Origin of the sequence: Daejeonella sp., assembly GCF_036405355.1 — a bacterium.
GTDB lineage: Bacteria > Bacteroidota > Bacteroidia > Sphingobacteriales > Sphingobacteriaceae > Daejeonella.
On sequence record NZ_DASWXT010000093.1, the window covers coordinates 45,681 to 58,997 of the forward strand.

General features: G+C 38.7%; 15 protein-coding genes. 8 read left to right on the forward strand and 7 right to left on the reverse strand.

Annotation, left to right across the window (positions count from 1 at the left end; translation table 11 throughout):
- Positions 1-301: 301 nt before the first annotated feature.
- Both VGE44_RS11640 and VGE44_RS11645 read left to right on the forward strand, forming a co-directional pair.
- Complete coding sequence (locus VGE44_RS11640) at positions 302-472, forward strand: hypothetical protein (protein WP_331079189.1); 171 nt, start codon at positions 302-304, stop codon at positions 470-472.
- Positions 473-565: 93 nt separating this feature from the next.
- Positions 566-976, forward strand: a complete 411-nt coding sequence (locus VGE44_RS11645; protein ID WP_331079191.1) for a CPBP family intramembrane glutamic endopeptidase — start codon at positions 566-568, stop codon at positions 974-976.
- A gap of 87 nt (positions 977-1,063) precedes the next feature.
- On the opposite strand, the gene VGE44_RS11650 is transcribed toward VGE44_RS11645, so the two are convergent.
- The 3 genes from VGE44_RS11650 to carA form a co-directional block, all read right to left on the reverse strand.
- On the reverse strand, positions 1,064-1,369 hold the full coding sequence (locus VGE44_RS11650; RefSeq protein WP_331079193.1) for an FtsB family cell division protein: 306 nt from the start codon (positions 1,367-1,369) through the stop codon (positions 1,064-1,066).
- Between the two features lie 111 nt (positions 1,370-1,480).
- Positions 1,481-2,773 (reverse strand): phosphopyruvate hydratase, encoded by a 1,293-nt coding sequence (eno, locus tag VGE44_RS11655; protein WP_331079195.1) that lies wholly within the window; start codon positions 2,771-2,773, stop codon positions 1,481-1,483.
- Between the two features lie 134 nt (positions 2,774-2,907).
- Positions 2,908-4,008, reverse strand: coding sequence for a glutamine-hydrolyzing carbamoyl-phosphate synthase small subunit (carA, locus tag VGE44_RS11660; RefSeq protein WP_331079198.1), 1,101 nt, complete (start codon positions 4,006-4,008; stop codon positions 2,908-2,910).
- Positions 4,009-4,261: 253 nt separating this feature from the next.
- Here carA and panB point away from each other — a divergent pair, with 253 nt between their 5' ends.
- Both panB and VGE44_RS11670 read left to right on the forward strand, forming a co-directional pair.
- On the forward strand, positions 4,262-5,077 hold the full coding sequence (gene panB, locus VGE44_RS11665) for a 3-methyl-2-oxobutanoate hydroxymethyltransferase (RefSeq protein WP_331079200.1): 816 nt from the start codon (positions 4,262-4,264) through the stop codon (positions 5,075-5,077).
- A gap of 13 nt (positions 5,078-5,090) precedes the next feature.
- A complete protein-coding gene (locus tag VGE44_RS11670) occupies positions 5,091-5,822 on the forward strand; it encodes an RluA family pseudouridine synthase (protein WP_331079203.1) in 732 nt (243 codons plus the stop codon).
- 136 nt (positions 5,823-5,958) lie between these two features.
- Here the strand turns inward: VGE44_RS11670 and VGE44_RS11675 are convergent, their stop codons facing one another.
- From VGE44_RS11675 to VGE44_RS11685, 3 genes are all read right to left on the reverse strand, one after another.
- Positions 5,959-6,801 (reverse strand): oxidoreductase, encoded by an 843-nt coding sequence (locus tag VGE44_RS11675; protein ID WP_331079205.1) that lies wholly within the window; start codon positions 6,799-6,801, stop codon positions 5,959-5,961.
- Positions 6,802-7,104: 303 nt separating this feature from the next.
- Positions 7,105-8,340, reverse strand: coding sequence for an isocitrate dehydrogenase (NADP(+)) (locus VGE44_RS11680; RefSeq protein WP_305363255.1), 1,236 nt, complete (start codon positions 8,338-8,340; stop codon positions 7,105-7,107).
- A 242-nt stretch (positions 8,341-8,582) separates the two neighbouring features.
- Complete coding sequence (locus tag VGE44_RS11685) at positions 8,583-10,406, reverse strand: DNA polymerase III subunit gamma/tau (protein ID WP_331079208.1); 1,824 nt, start codon at positions 10,404-10,406, stop codon at positions 8,583-8,585.
- Between the two features lie 531 nt (positions 10,407-10,937).
- On the opposite strand from VGE44_RS11685, the gene rpsF reads away from it, so the two are divergent.
- From rpsF to mtgA, 4 genes are all read left to right on the forward strand, one after another.
- Complete coding sequence (rpsF, locus tag VGE44_RS11690) at positions 10,938-11,306, forward strand: 30S ribosomal protein S6 (RefSeq protein WP_305363253.1); 369 nt, start codon at positions 10,938-10,940, stop codon at positions 11,304-11,306.
- Positions 11,306-11,569 (forward strand): 30S ribosomal protein S18, encoded by a 264-nt coding sequence (gene rpsR / locus VGE44_RS11695; RefSeq protein WP_305363252.1) that lies wholly within the window; start codon positions 11,306-11,308, stop codon positions 11,567-11,569. The genes rpsF and rpsR overlap by 1 nt, the downstream gene beginning before the upstream one ends.
- A 16-nt stretch (positions 11,570-11,585) precedes the next feature.
- Positions 11,586-12,029, forward strand: a complete 444-nt coding sequence (rplI, locus tag VGE44_RS11700; RefSeq protein ID WP_331079212.1) for a 50S ribosomal protein L9 — start codon at positions 11,586-11,588, stop codon at positions 12,027-12,029.
- Positions 12,030-12,157: 128 nt separating this feature from the next.
- Positions 12,158-12,844, forward strand: coding sequence for a monofunctional biosynthetic peptidoglycan transglycosylase (mtgA, locus tag VGE44_RS11705; RefSeq protein ID WP_331079214.1), 687 nt, complete (start codon positions 12,158-12,160; stop codon positions 12,842-12,844).
- Positions 12,845-12,972: 128 nt separating this feature from the next.
- Here mtgA and VGE44_RS11710 read toward each other — a convergent pair.
- The coding region (locus tag VGE44_RS11710; RefSeq protein ID WP_331079217.1) for an ABC transporter ATPase at positions 12,973-13,317 on the reverse strand (345 nt) is incomplete at its 5' end.

Here is a 13,317-nt window from a genome sequence, read left to right on the forward strand (position 1 = left end):
ACCACCGGATTTGCTTGAACAAGTAAAGGCATACCTGAATGGGCGCTTAAGCTCGAATATTAATTGCAGTTTTTTAGGTCTTATTGTTCAGTTAAAATTTAGAAGCTATGAATTTGTAGATATTGGAGGTAATTGAACTTAATTCTGGGAATTAAGCAATTCAAAAGGCCTGAAATGAATTAACACAACCATTCAGGAAACTATTGTTTATGAACCCGCATCAACCTGGGATGCGATTAAGGCGGATATTTCTGATGGTTTTAATTGTATTTATAACACCAAATATTAAAATTAATAAATCATGAAACTACAAGAGTTAACAACAGAAGAATTGATGAGTATTGGAGGAGCCCATGGGAATTTTTTCTTTGAGCTGTTTTATGCAGCTACAAGGGCTTTGGCTTTAGCGTCTGATATTTCGGATTCACTAAAGAGTAATTCGAGTTTTGGTAATCCAATGTTATATAAGTAAAGTTTAAAAATTAGCAGACTATTTTATATAGTCTGCTAACAAAATCATAATATGATTAGGATAGGTGACAAAAAAATTATTCAATTATATTTTATGATACTTCTGTTTAAGATAACTATTAGTTATGTATTCATTTACATTAATTATAGGTTCTTTAAACTTGAGAATGAGATTTTTGAACAACTATCTGAAAAGGAAATGTTCTTTTTTGCTATAGTATTTGCCCCAATAATAGAGACCCTGATATTTCAATTATTTCTTTATAGATTATTAGATAAAACAAGAATTAATAATACATCAATTATCATCATTGTCATGTCATTTGCTTTTTCACAAGCACATTGGTATCATTGGCTTTATGTAGTCGCAGCATTCATCAACGGACTATTTTTAAATTATTTTTATGTCTACATTCTCAAGAACAAAAATGAACTTATTGCGGTTTTGCTGACAATTGCTTTGCATACATCCTACAATTTATTTGGATTCTTTTTGGTTGAATAAGACTTTTGGAATTCTTGCCCTAATATTCCCAGAAGGTAAAGAGTATTTGTTCCTAAGGCGAATACCATAAATTCCGGAGATTGGAATCTATTTTTCTTTCTTTGCTTCCTCTGTAATAATCACAAAAACATCCTCATTCTCCTTTTTCATAAGATATTTTTCACGGGCGAACTTTTCGAGCTTTGTCTTGTCTGTAGTCAGTTCATTGAGGTCATTAACTGCTTTTGCTGATTCTTTGAGATAGAATTCTTTTTCAGCCTGTAGCTTGTTTAGTTGAGTGCGGTATTCATATTGCGACATCAGATCATTACGGTCGAAAAATAACATCCAGGTCATAAATGCTATGCCTGCAATGAAATACTTATTACGAATCAGATCTAAAAAACGGTACATCAATACAAATATAAAACAAAAACATCCCGGAATTATAAATTCCGGGATGGCTTATTATCAACTTATTAACAAACAGGTTTTGAGGCCCTGGTTTCTGAGTATGTATTATGTTTATTTAACGTATTTAAAGTTCTTCCCCAAAAAGCGGGCACTGCTGCCTAGTTCTTCTTCAATACGTAGAAGTTGATTGTATTTTGCGATCCTGTCTGAACGTGATGCAGAACCTGTTTTTATTTGTCCGCAATTTAATGCCACAGCAAGATCGGCAATTGTATAATCCTCGGTTTCTCCTGAGCGGTGACTCATAACCGAAGTGTAGCCGCTGTTTTGTGCTAATGAAACTGCATTAATGGTTTCAGTCAATGTTCCGATTTGATTTACTTTAACCAGAATTGAATTAGCTGTTTCAGTATCAATACCTTGCTGCAGGCGCTTTACATTTGTAACAAATAAGTCATCACCTACCAGCTGAACTTTGGAGCCGATCTTTTCGGTTAATAACTTCCATCCATCCCAATCATCCTCGCCCATTCCATCTTCAATTGAAATGATTGGGTATTTTTCTGTCAGAGAGGCAAGATATTCCGCCTGTTCTGCACTTGTTCTGATTGCACCTTTTGGACCCTCAAATTTGGTGTAATCATACTTCCCGTCTTTATAAAATTCAGAAGCGGCACAGTCAAATGCCAGAAATATATCTTTTCCTGGGGTATAGCCTGCTTTTTCGATTGCCTCCAGAATTGTTTCTACTCCGTCTTCAGTACCCTCAAATTTTGGAGCAAATCCACCTTCATCACCAACAGCAGTTGATAATCCTCTGTCGTGAAGGATTTTTTTCAGGGTATGGAATACTTCTGTTCCCCAACGTAAAGCTTCAGAAAATGAAGAAGCACCGGCTGGCATGATCATAAATTCCTGAAAAGCGATCGGAGCGTCAGAATGTGAGCCACCATTCACAATATTCATCATTGGGATTGGTAAAGTATTTGCATTTACTCCACCAATATAGCGGTATAATGGCTGCCGGCTTTCCTGAGCTGCAGCTTTGGCTACAGCCAGAGAAACACCCAGAATGGCATTGGCTCCCAGATTCCCCTTGTTTTCAGTTCCATCTATTGCAATCAGCAAACTATCTATACTGTTTTGCTCAAAAACATCAATTCCCTTTAACTCAGGGGCGATTTTATCATTCACATTCGCTACAGCCTTTAATACTCCTTTTCCAAGGTAAACCGACTTGTCACCGTCGCGAAGCTCCACTGCTTCATGAACACCAGTGGATGCTCCTGAAGGTACTGCCGCACGGCCCAAAATGCCATTTTCGGTGATTACATCAACTTCTATGGTTGGATTTCCGCGTGAATCCAAAATTTGTCTAGCGTGAACGTCGAGAATTAAACTCATAATATTATCTTATTAAGAAATGTATATATTTTGATTGCATAGTGTACTTAATACACTTAATTTATATTTATAAAAATACTCATTTTCAGGAGTATTGACGGATTTTTTGCTTGAGTATAAATAGACCAAAGAATTTAGTTATTCATCAGTTTCACAAAATCATCGAACAGATACCTTGAATCGTGCGGACCTGGCGATGATTCCGGGTGATATTGCACTGAAAATGCTTTCTTACCCTTCACTCTGATTCCTTCTATCGACTGGTCGTTCAGGTTCAAATGGGTAATTTCCACTTTATCCGAATTTCTGACATCCTCAGGAATTACTCCAAAACCATGATTCTGTGAAGTAACTTCACAATGATTGATAATGATATTTTTTACCGGATGATTCAATCCTCTGTGTCCGTTGAACATTTTCATTGTGCGGATATCATTAGCCAGTGCCAGTAACTGATGACCAAGGCAAATGCCAAAGAGTGGTTTTTCTGATTTTAAAACTGCCTTTACGGTCTCGATAGCATAAGGCATTGCCGAAGGATCGCCAGGGCCATTACTAATAAAATATCCATCTGGATTCCATTTTTCCATTTCAGCGAAAGAAGTCTTTGCCGGGAATACTTTTGAAAATACACCTCTGCTATCAAAGTTTCTGAGGATATTCTTCTTCACACCAAGATCCAGAACAGCAACACGTTTTGGGGCATTTTTATCGCCATACTCATATGCTTCCTTTGTTGAAACTTGTGAGGATAGCTCAAGACCGTCCATTGATGGAACTTTAGCTAATTTTGCCTTTAATTCTTCGATATCCAGTATTTCTGATGAAATGATTGCATTCATAGCACCTTTATCACGAATATGTCTGACCAGGGATCTTGTGTCTACGTCAGAGATTCCAACAATCTTCTCTTCAAGAAAATAATCCTGAATGGAAGTATCGGCCATCTTTCTGCTATAGGTAATGTTAAAGTTTTTGCAAACCAGTCCCGCAATTTTGATATTATCAGATTCTATCTCTTCATTATGAATCCCATAATTACCAATATGAGCATTGGTAGTTACCATAATTTGTCCGAAATAGGATGGATCTGTAAATATCTCCTGATATCCGGTCATACCCGTATTAAAACAAATTTCGCCGGTTGTTGTACCAATCTTTCCAGCCGCTTTTCCGTGGTAGACAGTTCCATCTGCAAGTAAGAGAACAGCAGGTAATTTGATGTAATTATTCATTTATTAAATATTGACAAGGGATTTGAAAATCAATTGAAAAGCAAAGATTCCGGAAGATTTTCCGTTGTGTTGAGGCTTGAACACTGAAGTTTTTTACTTCATTTATCACGGGGGACAAAATTAGTGAATAAATACTAAAAGTAAAAGGGATTTAGCATGAAAATTTATATTGTTTTTCATTTCCGGATATAGAATATTATGGAAGTATTGTTTCTTTTAATCCTAACTTTGAGCCAAAATAAACTCCTGCTACATGTCTGTACACAAAGAGGTAAAGCGGATCACGACAAATACGATCCAGGAAATGAAGCAAAAGGGCGAAAAAATCGCCATGCTGACTTCTTACGATTATTCAATGGCTACAATTGTTGATGAAGGTGGGATCGATGTCATCCTTGTTGGTGATTCAGCTTCAAATGTAATGGCCGGACACGAAACTACGCTGCCAATTACGCTGGATCAGATGATCTATCATGCCCAGTCTGTGGTCAGGGCTGTGAAACGTGCCCTTGTTGTGGTTGACCTTCCATTTGGTTCATATCAGGGAAACTCAAAAGAAGCCCTGAATTCGGCAATCAGGATCATGAAAGAATCAGGAGCTCATGCTGTAAAACTTGAGGGCGGACTTGAGATACGTGAATCAATTGAGCGAATCATTACAGCAGGAATTCCGGTAATGGGACATTTGGGTTTAACTCCCCAGTCGATCTATAAATTCGGCACCTATACAGTCAGAGCCAAAGAAGAAGCCGAAGCCGAAAAACTAAAACAGGATATAATGGTTTTGCAGGATGCAGGCTGTTTTTCTGTTGTGCTCGAAAAGATACCTGCAAAGCTGGCTAAAGAAGTAACAGATTCAGTTAAAATTCCAACCATAGGGATTGGGGCTGGCCCTTATTGCGATGGACAGGTTTTGGTAATTAATGATATGATTGGATTAACCAAAGGGTTTAAGCCCCGCTTTCTGAGGCAATACCTCAACCTGTTTGATCAGATTAATGGTGCTGTGCAATCCTATGTAAAGGATGTGAAAAAAGGCGACTTCCCGAATGAAAAGGAACAATATTAATTAATACCTCTTCATGGCTGCTCCCGAATATAAGAAGGCTAAATTTCCTGTCCTTGCTGCAGATATTACCGATAAGGATATTTTATTTGAAGACAATCATCTGATTGCAGTAAACAAGCGTGCCGGTGATATCGTGCAGGTTGATGATACAGGTGATGAGTCTCTGGATGAGAAAGTTAAAAGATATATCGCCCAAAAGTATAATAAACCTAACGGGGCATTTTTGGGTGTAGTGCATCGCCTCGACCGGCCTGTAAGCGGAGTAATTCTATTTGCCAAAACAAGTAAGGCCCTTGATCGCATCAATAAGATGTTCAAGAGCAGGGATATGCACAAAACCTATTGGGCGGTGGTAAGAAACCGTCCGGCTATTGAACAGGGTGCCCTTGTGCATTGGCTGATCAAAAATCCTCAGAAAAATGTAACCAAGGCCTATGATAAGGAGGTTTCCGGTAGTCAGAGGGCAGAACTTCATTACAAATTAATAGGAGAGCTCGGGGGTTATTATCTGATAGAGGTAGATCCGATAACAGGTCGACCCCATCAGATTCGTGTGCAACTTTCAACAATGAATTGCCCTATTGTTGGGGATAATAAATATGGCTACCCCCGTGGCAGTCTAAAAAAGAGTATTTGCCTTCATGCCAGAAGATTGCAGTTCATGCATCCTGTAAAGCAGGAACCAGTCAATATCTTTGCTCCCTTACCAAAGGATGGATTTTGGGAGCGATTTGAGGATTTTTAGGATTGAAGGTAAATTTGGTATAGGGAATAGGAATCCTATAGCTATCGGGTAGGGAATAGGTATCAAGCTATAGCTGACTAATACCTCTGTACCTGACCGCTATGTACAATAAATATTAACCTCTTCTGGCTCAGATTCAATCCTCAAATGAGGTATTTAAACTTACAGCCTCCCATTTCGAGAATTCCTCTTCCACAGTTCTGAACTTATCACGAACAGCATCAAGAGCTACTTTGCCCAGTATTAAGCGAAGAGGAGGATGTTCTGAATTAACAGCAAGCAGTATCGCTTTGGCTGCTTTTGCAGGATCACCTGGTTGCTTTCCGCTGATACTTTGAAGTTGCCGGAGTCTGGCTCCTGAACTGATCTCATAGTCGTCAATCTTATTCCTGGCTATGACAGAGGATGCGCCAGCCCAGTCGGTTCGGAATGGTCCGGGTTCTACCAGAGTTAAATGAATATGCAATGGTTGAAGCTCTAAAGCCAAAGCTTCACTCATGCCTTCCAACGCAAATTTGCTGGCATTGTATAATCCTGTTCCCGAATTAGCCCGTAAACCCGACATCGAAGAAATTTGGAGTATATGACCTGACCTTTGCTTTCTCATAATAGGTAATACTGCCTGAGTCATTGCCAGCACAGCAAAGAAATTTGTTTCCATCTGCATTCTGGCTTCGTCCATACTCAGTTCTTCAATAGCACCCAATAAGCCATATCCGGCATTATTTACCAGAACATCCAGTCGCCCTGATTTAGCAATGATCTGTTCAATAATAGTTTTTATCTCATTGTGGTGATTAACATCTAACTTAAGACCGAAAGTTTTACCCGGTACCAATTCATTGAATGCAGATACCTGTTCAGGTTTTCTGAGAGTACCATAAACGGTCTCTCCCTGCATGGCTGCTTCTTTTGCCAATGCTCTTCCCAGTCCGCCGGAAACACCCGTGATCAGCCAAATTCGGTTTGAAGTATTCATGCTGCAATTTACTAATAATCAGGAATACTTAAAATAGCGAGATTTCGATATGAAATGGGAAATGGGAAATAGGGAATAGGAAATGGGGAATAGGAAATAGGAAATAGGAAATGGGGAATAGGAAATAGAGTAGAAATTGAAATTTAGAGTGGAGATAGTAAAATTTCATGGCCCAATTCTTCTCAAATGCTTAGCGCTGATACCTAATTATATCGAACTCATTTAAGATTGAAGCTGGATTTCAGTGCAAAAAAAATAGCCGCCATAATTCAATGGCGGCTATCAATATAATTCAAATTGGAATTAAGCGAGTTTTGCTTTCAGATTCTGGTCAATGGCATCCAGGAATTCTTCAGTGTACAGGTAATGATCTCCATGACTAACTTTGTTTCCGTGGATACAAACAGCAAGATCCTTGGTCATTTTTCCACTTTCTACGGTCTCGATACAAACCTGCTCTAAAGCATGGCAAAAATCGATTAATGCCTGGTTATTATCCAGTTTGCCGCGGAATTCAAGACCTCTGGTCCATGCGAAGATTGATGCAATCGGATTGGTTGATGTTGGTTTTCCAGCCTGATGGTCACGGTAGTGACGAGTCACTGTTCCGTGAGCTGCTTCAGCTTCCATTGTAGAACCATCCGGTGTGATCAATACTGAGGTCATTAAACCTAATGAACCGAAACCTTGTGCAACAGTGTCTGACTGAACATCGCCATCGTAGTTTTTACAAGCCCATACAAAGTTACCGTTCCACTTCAATGCAGAAGCAACCATGTCATCGATCAGACGATGCTCATAAACAATACCTGCTTTATCGAAAGCTGCTTTAAACTCATTCTGATAAACTTCTTCAAAAATATCTTTGAAGCGGCCATCATATTTCTTTAAAATAGTATTCTTTGTAGAAAGGTATAGAGGCCATCCTTTTGATAATGCCTGGTTAAAGCAGGCACGCGCAAAACCATAGATACTTTCGTCGGTGTTGTACATTGCCAGAGCTACACCATCACCTTTGAAGTTATAAACCTCAAATGATTGTGTTTCACCACCATCTTCAGGACTGAAAGTGATGGTTAATTTACCTTTTCCTTTAGTAACAAAATCAGTTGCACGATACTGGTCACCAAATGCATGACGACCGATACAGATTGGAGCGGTCCAGTTTGGCACCAGACGCGGAACATTGCTCATCACAATTGGCTCACGAAAAACAGTACCATCAAGAATATTTCTGATCGTACCATTTGGCGATTTCCACATTTGCTTTAACTTAAATTCGGTAACACGTGCCTCATCAGGGGTGATGGTTGCACATTTGATACCAACACCATATTGTTTGATCGCATTTGCTGCGTCGATGGTTACCTGATCGTTAGTTTCGTCCCGGTATTCCATCCCAAGATCGTAATATTTAATATCCAGTTCCAGGTATGGGGTAATCAGTTTATCTTTAATAAACTTCCAGATAATTCTGGTCATTTCATCACCGTCTAATTCTACTACCGGATTTGCAACTTTAATTTTTTGTACTGACATATACTTAATAATGAGGTTTTTGGAATTTCGACAAAGATAGGAATTTTGAATACACCTGAAAATCTGATAATGAGGAAAATTCGGCTAAATTCTATCTTCAGAAGGAAATAGAGGCTAAAGAATACTAATCTGCCTGAAATTGGCCTCAATTCAGGCTTCATACGAACGTAAAAATATAGATAGAATAGATTTATTAAGGATGATTATATAATTGGTAATCAGGAAAATCCTGTTAAGCAGGATCAAAAATCCAGATCGAGGTTGAATCGCTTTCTGAACTCCTCCAGATTTGGGTTCTTTTCAAGCATATGCTGGTATTTTTCGTTGGAAGTGTACAAACGTTTTTTCTGAGTTTGCTCCAATAGTTTTGTTTGGAGGTCTATACTGAAGTTCTTAAGCTCTGTTCTAAGGAAATTCAGCAGATCAACTTTTTCAGCCTGCAAAAGATCTTCCTGAAGTTTGTTCTCAATGTCCAGTTCGATAACATAATCGGGCAGGAGACGGGGAGGGTAGGAAGTCATGATCGTGAAGATATTGATCTTACCTTCATTCTTCATCTTAGCAGCATAGGTATTCCAGAATCGGAGCAGTGAATCTGCATTAAAATCCATTTTGCTGTCGCCGCTAAGGTATTCAGGTCTTTCCTCCTGCTTTTTGTTGTAATTCGCTTCAAGATCATTCAGATTTGGAATTAATACACTGTTTGCACTCAGTGAAGGCTTCGGCATACTGACAATAGGCTTTTTTACCTCAGTTTCGGGCTTAGGATTATCTTTTTGAGGCGCTTGGGCAAGAATTTCAGTTGCTGTGATTTTTACAGGTTCTTCAAGAGTCTGTATCGATTGGATAGTTTCCTTTTCTGGTAAAGGGTATTCCGGATTGGCAGAAATTTCAGGTTTTAGCTGGGGATTAAGTTTTTTTTTTATTTCCCCTTCCGGTATGGAGGGCATTCCTGCAGCTGAAAGGTTGATGACCGATGGGATATGGCATAGTTTTATCAATGCCAGTTCGACCTGCAATCGCTGATTCTTGCTGGTCTTGTAATTCAGATCGCATTGATTACTGATATTCAGGGAAGAAATTAAGAAGGAAACAGGTGCAATTTGCGACTGTGCCTGATATTTCTGCCTGATCCCTTCACTCACCTCAAGCAATTTTAAGGTAGAGCTATCCCTGGTAACCAATAAATTTCTGAAATGAGAAGCCAGGCCGGTGATGAAATGATTCCCGTCAAATCCATGGCTTAAAATTTCATCGAAAATAAGCAGTGAACCTGCCACATCCTCTGCAAGAATAGCATCTGTTAATTTGAAGTAATAATCATAATCCAGAATGTTCAGATTATCAATAACAGCTTTATAATTAACATTCTTATTTGAAAAACTGACGATCTGATCAAACATGGACAAGGCATCCCGCAATCCGCCATCTGCTTTTTGTGCGATCATGTGTAAACCATCCTGATCATAGCTAATACCTTCCTTATCTGCAATCTCTGCGAGATGCTGAGCCATATCTTCAACCCGGATACGGTTAAAATCGAATATCTGACAGCGCGATAAGATCGTAGGCAGAATTTTATGTTTCTCGGTAGTTGCTAAAATAAAGATCGCATATGGAGGAGGTTCCTCTAATGTTTTCAAAAAGGCATTAAAAGCCTGTTGCGATAACATATGGACCTCATCAATGATATAGACCTTATATTTTCCAGCCTGAGGAGGGATGCGAACCTGTTCAATCAGGTTACGGATATCTTCCACAGAATTATTGGAAGCAGCGTCCAGTTCATGGAAATTAAAGGAGTTACCGTTCTGAAAAGAAATGCAGGAATTGCATTCCCCGCAGGCTTCGGCATCAGCGGTTAAATTCTGGCAATTGATGGTTTTGGCAAGAATCCGGGCGCAGGTAGTTTTACCAACTCCCCTCGGCCCGCAGAAAAGAAATGCCTGAGCCAGCTGATTGTTTACAATGGCGTTTTTCAGAGTGCCAGTTATATGTTGCTGACCAACAACAGTTTGGAAGGTTGCTGGTCTGTACTTTCTGGCTGATACTACGAAATTATCCATCGGGACTAAATTAGAAAGAGGAATGGGTTAAACCAAACTTAGATTAAGTTTTTTCTTAACAGTTTAGGCCATGAAAAAATCAGGCTTAAACCTCTTTTAGGATAAAAAAGGAGTGTGTAAATTTAATGGTAGTTTGGGATTATGCCTTCCCAACTCCCTGCAACAAAAATACCCGTTATTGGGTATGGCACAATATTTGGTTATGTCGGATATTTGAGCCATAATTTTAATATGAAATCATTTAATAATTTTATAAAATTTACTATTGGGTTTATTGCATACGTAATAAGAAGTAATACGAGATAATTCTTAGGTCTTTTATATTTTATTGCCTTTCTCAAGCCATTTTATTAAAATTTTCCTAGAAAATTTTAATTCTAAATACTCCCGGTGGGGGACATTCTCTGATTTCTATCCTCAATCTCTTAAAACCATTTGATAAATAGAAAATTATGTCTATTTTTGCATCCCGCTTTAAAGCCTGATTTACAGGGTTTGGAGTTTAATAAATTAAAAAAACAAATAGCAACAATGCAACAGTACGAAACAGTGATCATTCTGACCCCGTTGTTATCTGAAGAAGCAGTGAAAGAGGTATTAACCAAATTCAATAAGCTTATGACTGATAACGGAGCCGAAATTGTCCATGAAGACAATTGGGGTTTGAAAAAACTAGCGTATCCGATTCAAAAGAAGACAACAGGATACTATCACCTAACTACATTCAAAGCTCCGGGTGAGTTTATTAACAAACTTGAAGTTGAATACAAACGCGATGAACGCATTATGCGTTTTCTGACTGTTTCTCTGGATAAGCACGCACTTGCTTTCAGTGAGAAGAAACGTAGCGGAGCTTTCAACAAAAACAAGGAAACTAAAACTGAGGAGGTAGCGAAATAATGGCAAAAGATACAATCCAATATGTTACCGCTCCAAAGGTTGACGAGAGCCGTAAAAAATATTGCCGTTTCAGAAAGAACGGTATTAAATACATCGATTACAAAGACGCAAACTTTTTGTTAAAGTTCATCAATGATCAGGGTAAGGTTTTACCACGTCGTTTGACCGGAACTTCATTGAAATTTCAGCGTAAAGTAGCTCAGGCTGTTAAGCGTGCGCGTCATATCGGTTTATTACCTTATGTTACTGATTCATTAAAATAAGAGGGAGATAAGCGAAATGGAACTAATTTTAAAACAAGACATCAAGAATCTCGGAGAGAAAGATGATGTTGTGAATGTGAAGCCGGGTTTTGGACGTAACTACCTTATTCCAAAGGGTTATGCTACACTGGCGACCGAATCAGCAAAAAAAGTATTAGCTGAAAACCTGAAGCAAGCTGCTTTTAAGCAGGATAAAATTAAAAAGGATGCAGATGCAATTGCTGCCAGACTAGAAGGTATAAAACTTTCTATTGGTGCAAAAGCTGGTGAAAGTGGTAAGATCTTCGGATCTGTTAACACGATCCAGATTGCAGATGCTTTGAAGAAAGAAGGCTTTGACGTTGACCGTCGTCGCATCACTTTCGATACTGAGCCTAAATTTGTAGGTGAGTATACTGCAAACCTTAACCTTCACAAAGAGGTTAAAGTTAAAGTTCCTTTTGAAGTTATTGCAGAGTAATTTCTTTTTCCGTTTTAATTGCGGAAAGAAATCAGGAAAAAAATTATATTTTTATTGCCTTCTGAATTTTCAGAAGGCAATTTTTTTTTAAAGATAATTTAGAAATATAATCTCCTGAATTTTAAAAATTGAATACTTTAAAGATAATTATCGGGCTAATTCAAAAAGCGATCTTTTGGTTCCTTGCTATCTCATTAGTATGGGTACTTATCTACCGGTTTATCAACCCACCCATAACTTTCCTGATGCTACAGCGTGCTGTTGAGCGCAAAATCGATGGTAAAGACATGAAAATTGATAAATCATGGATAAGTATAGAAGATGTTTCAACCAATTTGAAGAGGGCAGCTATTGCCGGTGAGGATGTTAATTTTATGAATCACAGAGGCTTTGATTTCAAGGCTATGGAGACTGCATTTGAGAAAAATAAAAAGGGTAAAAAAATCAGGGGAGGTAGCACAATCAGTCAGCAGACAGCTAAAAATGTTTTTCTCTGGCCCGGAAGATCTTATATCCGTAAAGCCTTTGAAGCTTATTTTACAGTCCTTATTGAATTATTATGGGGCAAAGAACGTATACTGGAAGTTTATCTCAATGTGATCGAAATGGGGGATGGTATTTACGGTGCAGAGGCCGCTGTGCAGAATTACTGGGGAAAATCTGCAAGCAGCATGAGCAAATCTCAGGCAGCGCTACTGATTGCAGTATTGCCCAATCCTTTGCGATGGAGTCCTGCCCGGCCAACAAGATTTGTTTATTATAAGCAGGGATTGATTTTGAGGAACATGAGGAGTTTGAAGAAATTGCCCTTCTAAAGATTGAATCTTGGCCTGCTCTAAGCTTCTGACTCCGGTTATCTGTTATCAGTTATCTGCTGCCTTAAAGGGTGCTAAATTTCAAATGAAGCACATGATGTCTTGCCTTCTGGTTCTTGACTCCTGGTTCAAAAAGAAAACACCTTAGCATGCCAGCTATCAGCCAATGGAATATTCCATGAGGTTTCCAGTTCTTTCCGGCGACTGATCAGGTTATTGAAAACCAAAGTGTGACCATCAACAATGCCCTTTTTGATCCGCTCTTCAAACTCTTCCCGGCTGCAATTAATGATTTCTTCACCTAATCTGTACGCCATTCTGAAACGGTCGAACAGATTGATATTGAATTTAGATTCCAGTTCTTTCATCAGATGAACCGATTTGTCAATACTGCATCCTGTAGCGCCGGCAATTTGCTCATCAACTGAAAGTACGATAAACTGATGATGATAGATCTCAGCCAGGGCAGCCAG

What these genes read in the sequence shown, in the direction of transcription:
- VGE44_RS11685 (WP_331079208.1), bottom strand. Translation starts at nt 10,406, where the DNA reads ATGGATAATTTCGTAGTATCAGCCAGAAAGTACAGACCAGCAACCTTC.
- VGE44_RS11670 (WP_331079203.1), top strand. Translation starts at nt 5,091, where the DNA reads ATGGCTGCTCCCGAATATAAGAAGGCTAAATTTCCTGTCCTTGCTGCA.
- rpsF (WP_305363253.1), top strand. Translation starts at nt 10,938, where the DNA reads ATGCAACAGTACGAAACAGTGATCATTCTGACCCCGTTGTTATCTGAA.
- VGE44_RS11680 (WP_305363255.1), bottom strand. Translation starts at nt 8,340, where the DNA reads ATGTCAGTACAAAAAATTAAAGTTGCAAATCCGGTAGTAGAATTAGAC.
- panB (WP_331079200.1), top strand. Translation starts at nt 4,262, where the DNA reads ATGTCTGTACACAAAGAGGTAAAGCGGATCACGACAAATACGATCCAG.
- VGE44_RS11640 (WP_331079189.1), top strand. Translation starts at nt 302, where the DNA reads ATGAAACTACAAGAGTTAACAACAGAAGAATTGATGAGTATTGGAGGA.
- VGE44_RS11645 (WP_331079191.1), top strand. Translation starts at nt 566, where the DNA reads ATGATACTTCTGTTTAAGATAACTATTAGTTATGTATTCATTTACATT.
- carA (WP_331079198.1), bottom strand. Translation starts at nt 4,008, where the DNA reads ATGAATAATTACATCAAATTACCTGCTGTTCTCTTACTTGCAGATGGA.
- rplI (WP_331079212.1), top strand. Translation starts at nt 11,586, where the DNA reads ATGGAACTAATTTTAAAACAAGACATCAAGAATCTCGGAGAGAAAGAT.
- VGE44_RS11675 (WP_331079205.1), bottom strand. Translation starts at nt 6,801, where the DNA reads ATGAATACTTCAAACCGAATTTGGCTGATCACGGGTGTTTCCGGCGGA.
- rpsR (WP_305363252.1), top strand. Translation starts at nt 11,306, where the DNA reads ATGGCAAAAGATACAATCCAATATGTTACCGCTCCAAAGGTTGACGAG.
- eno (WP_331079195.1), bottom strand. Translation starts at nt 2,773, where the DNA reads ATGAGTTTAATTCTCGACGTTCACGCTAGACAAATTTTGGATTCACGC.
- VGE44_RS11650 (WP_331079193.1), bottom strand. Translation starts at nt 1,369, where the DNA reads ATGTACCGTTTTTTAGATCTGATTCGTAATAAGTATTTCATTGCAGGC.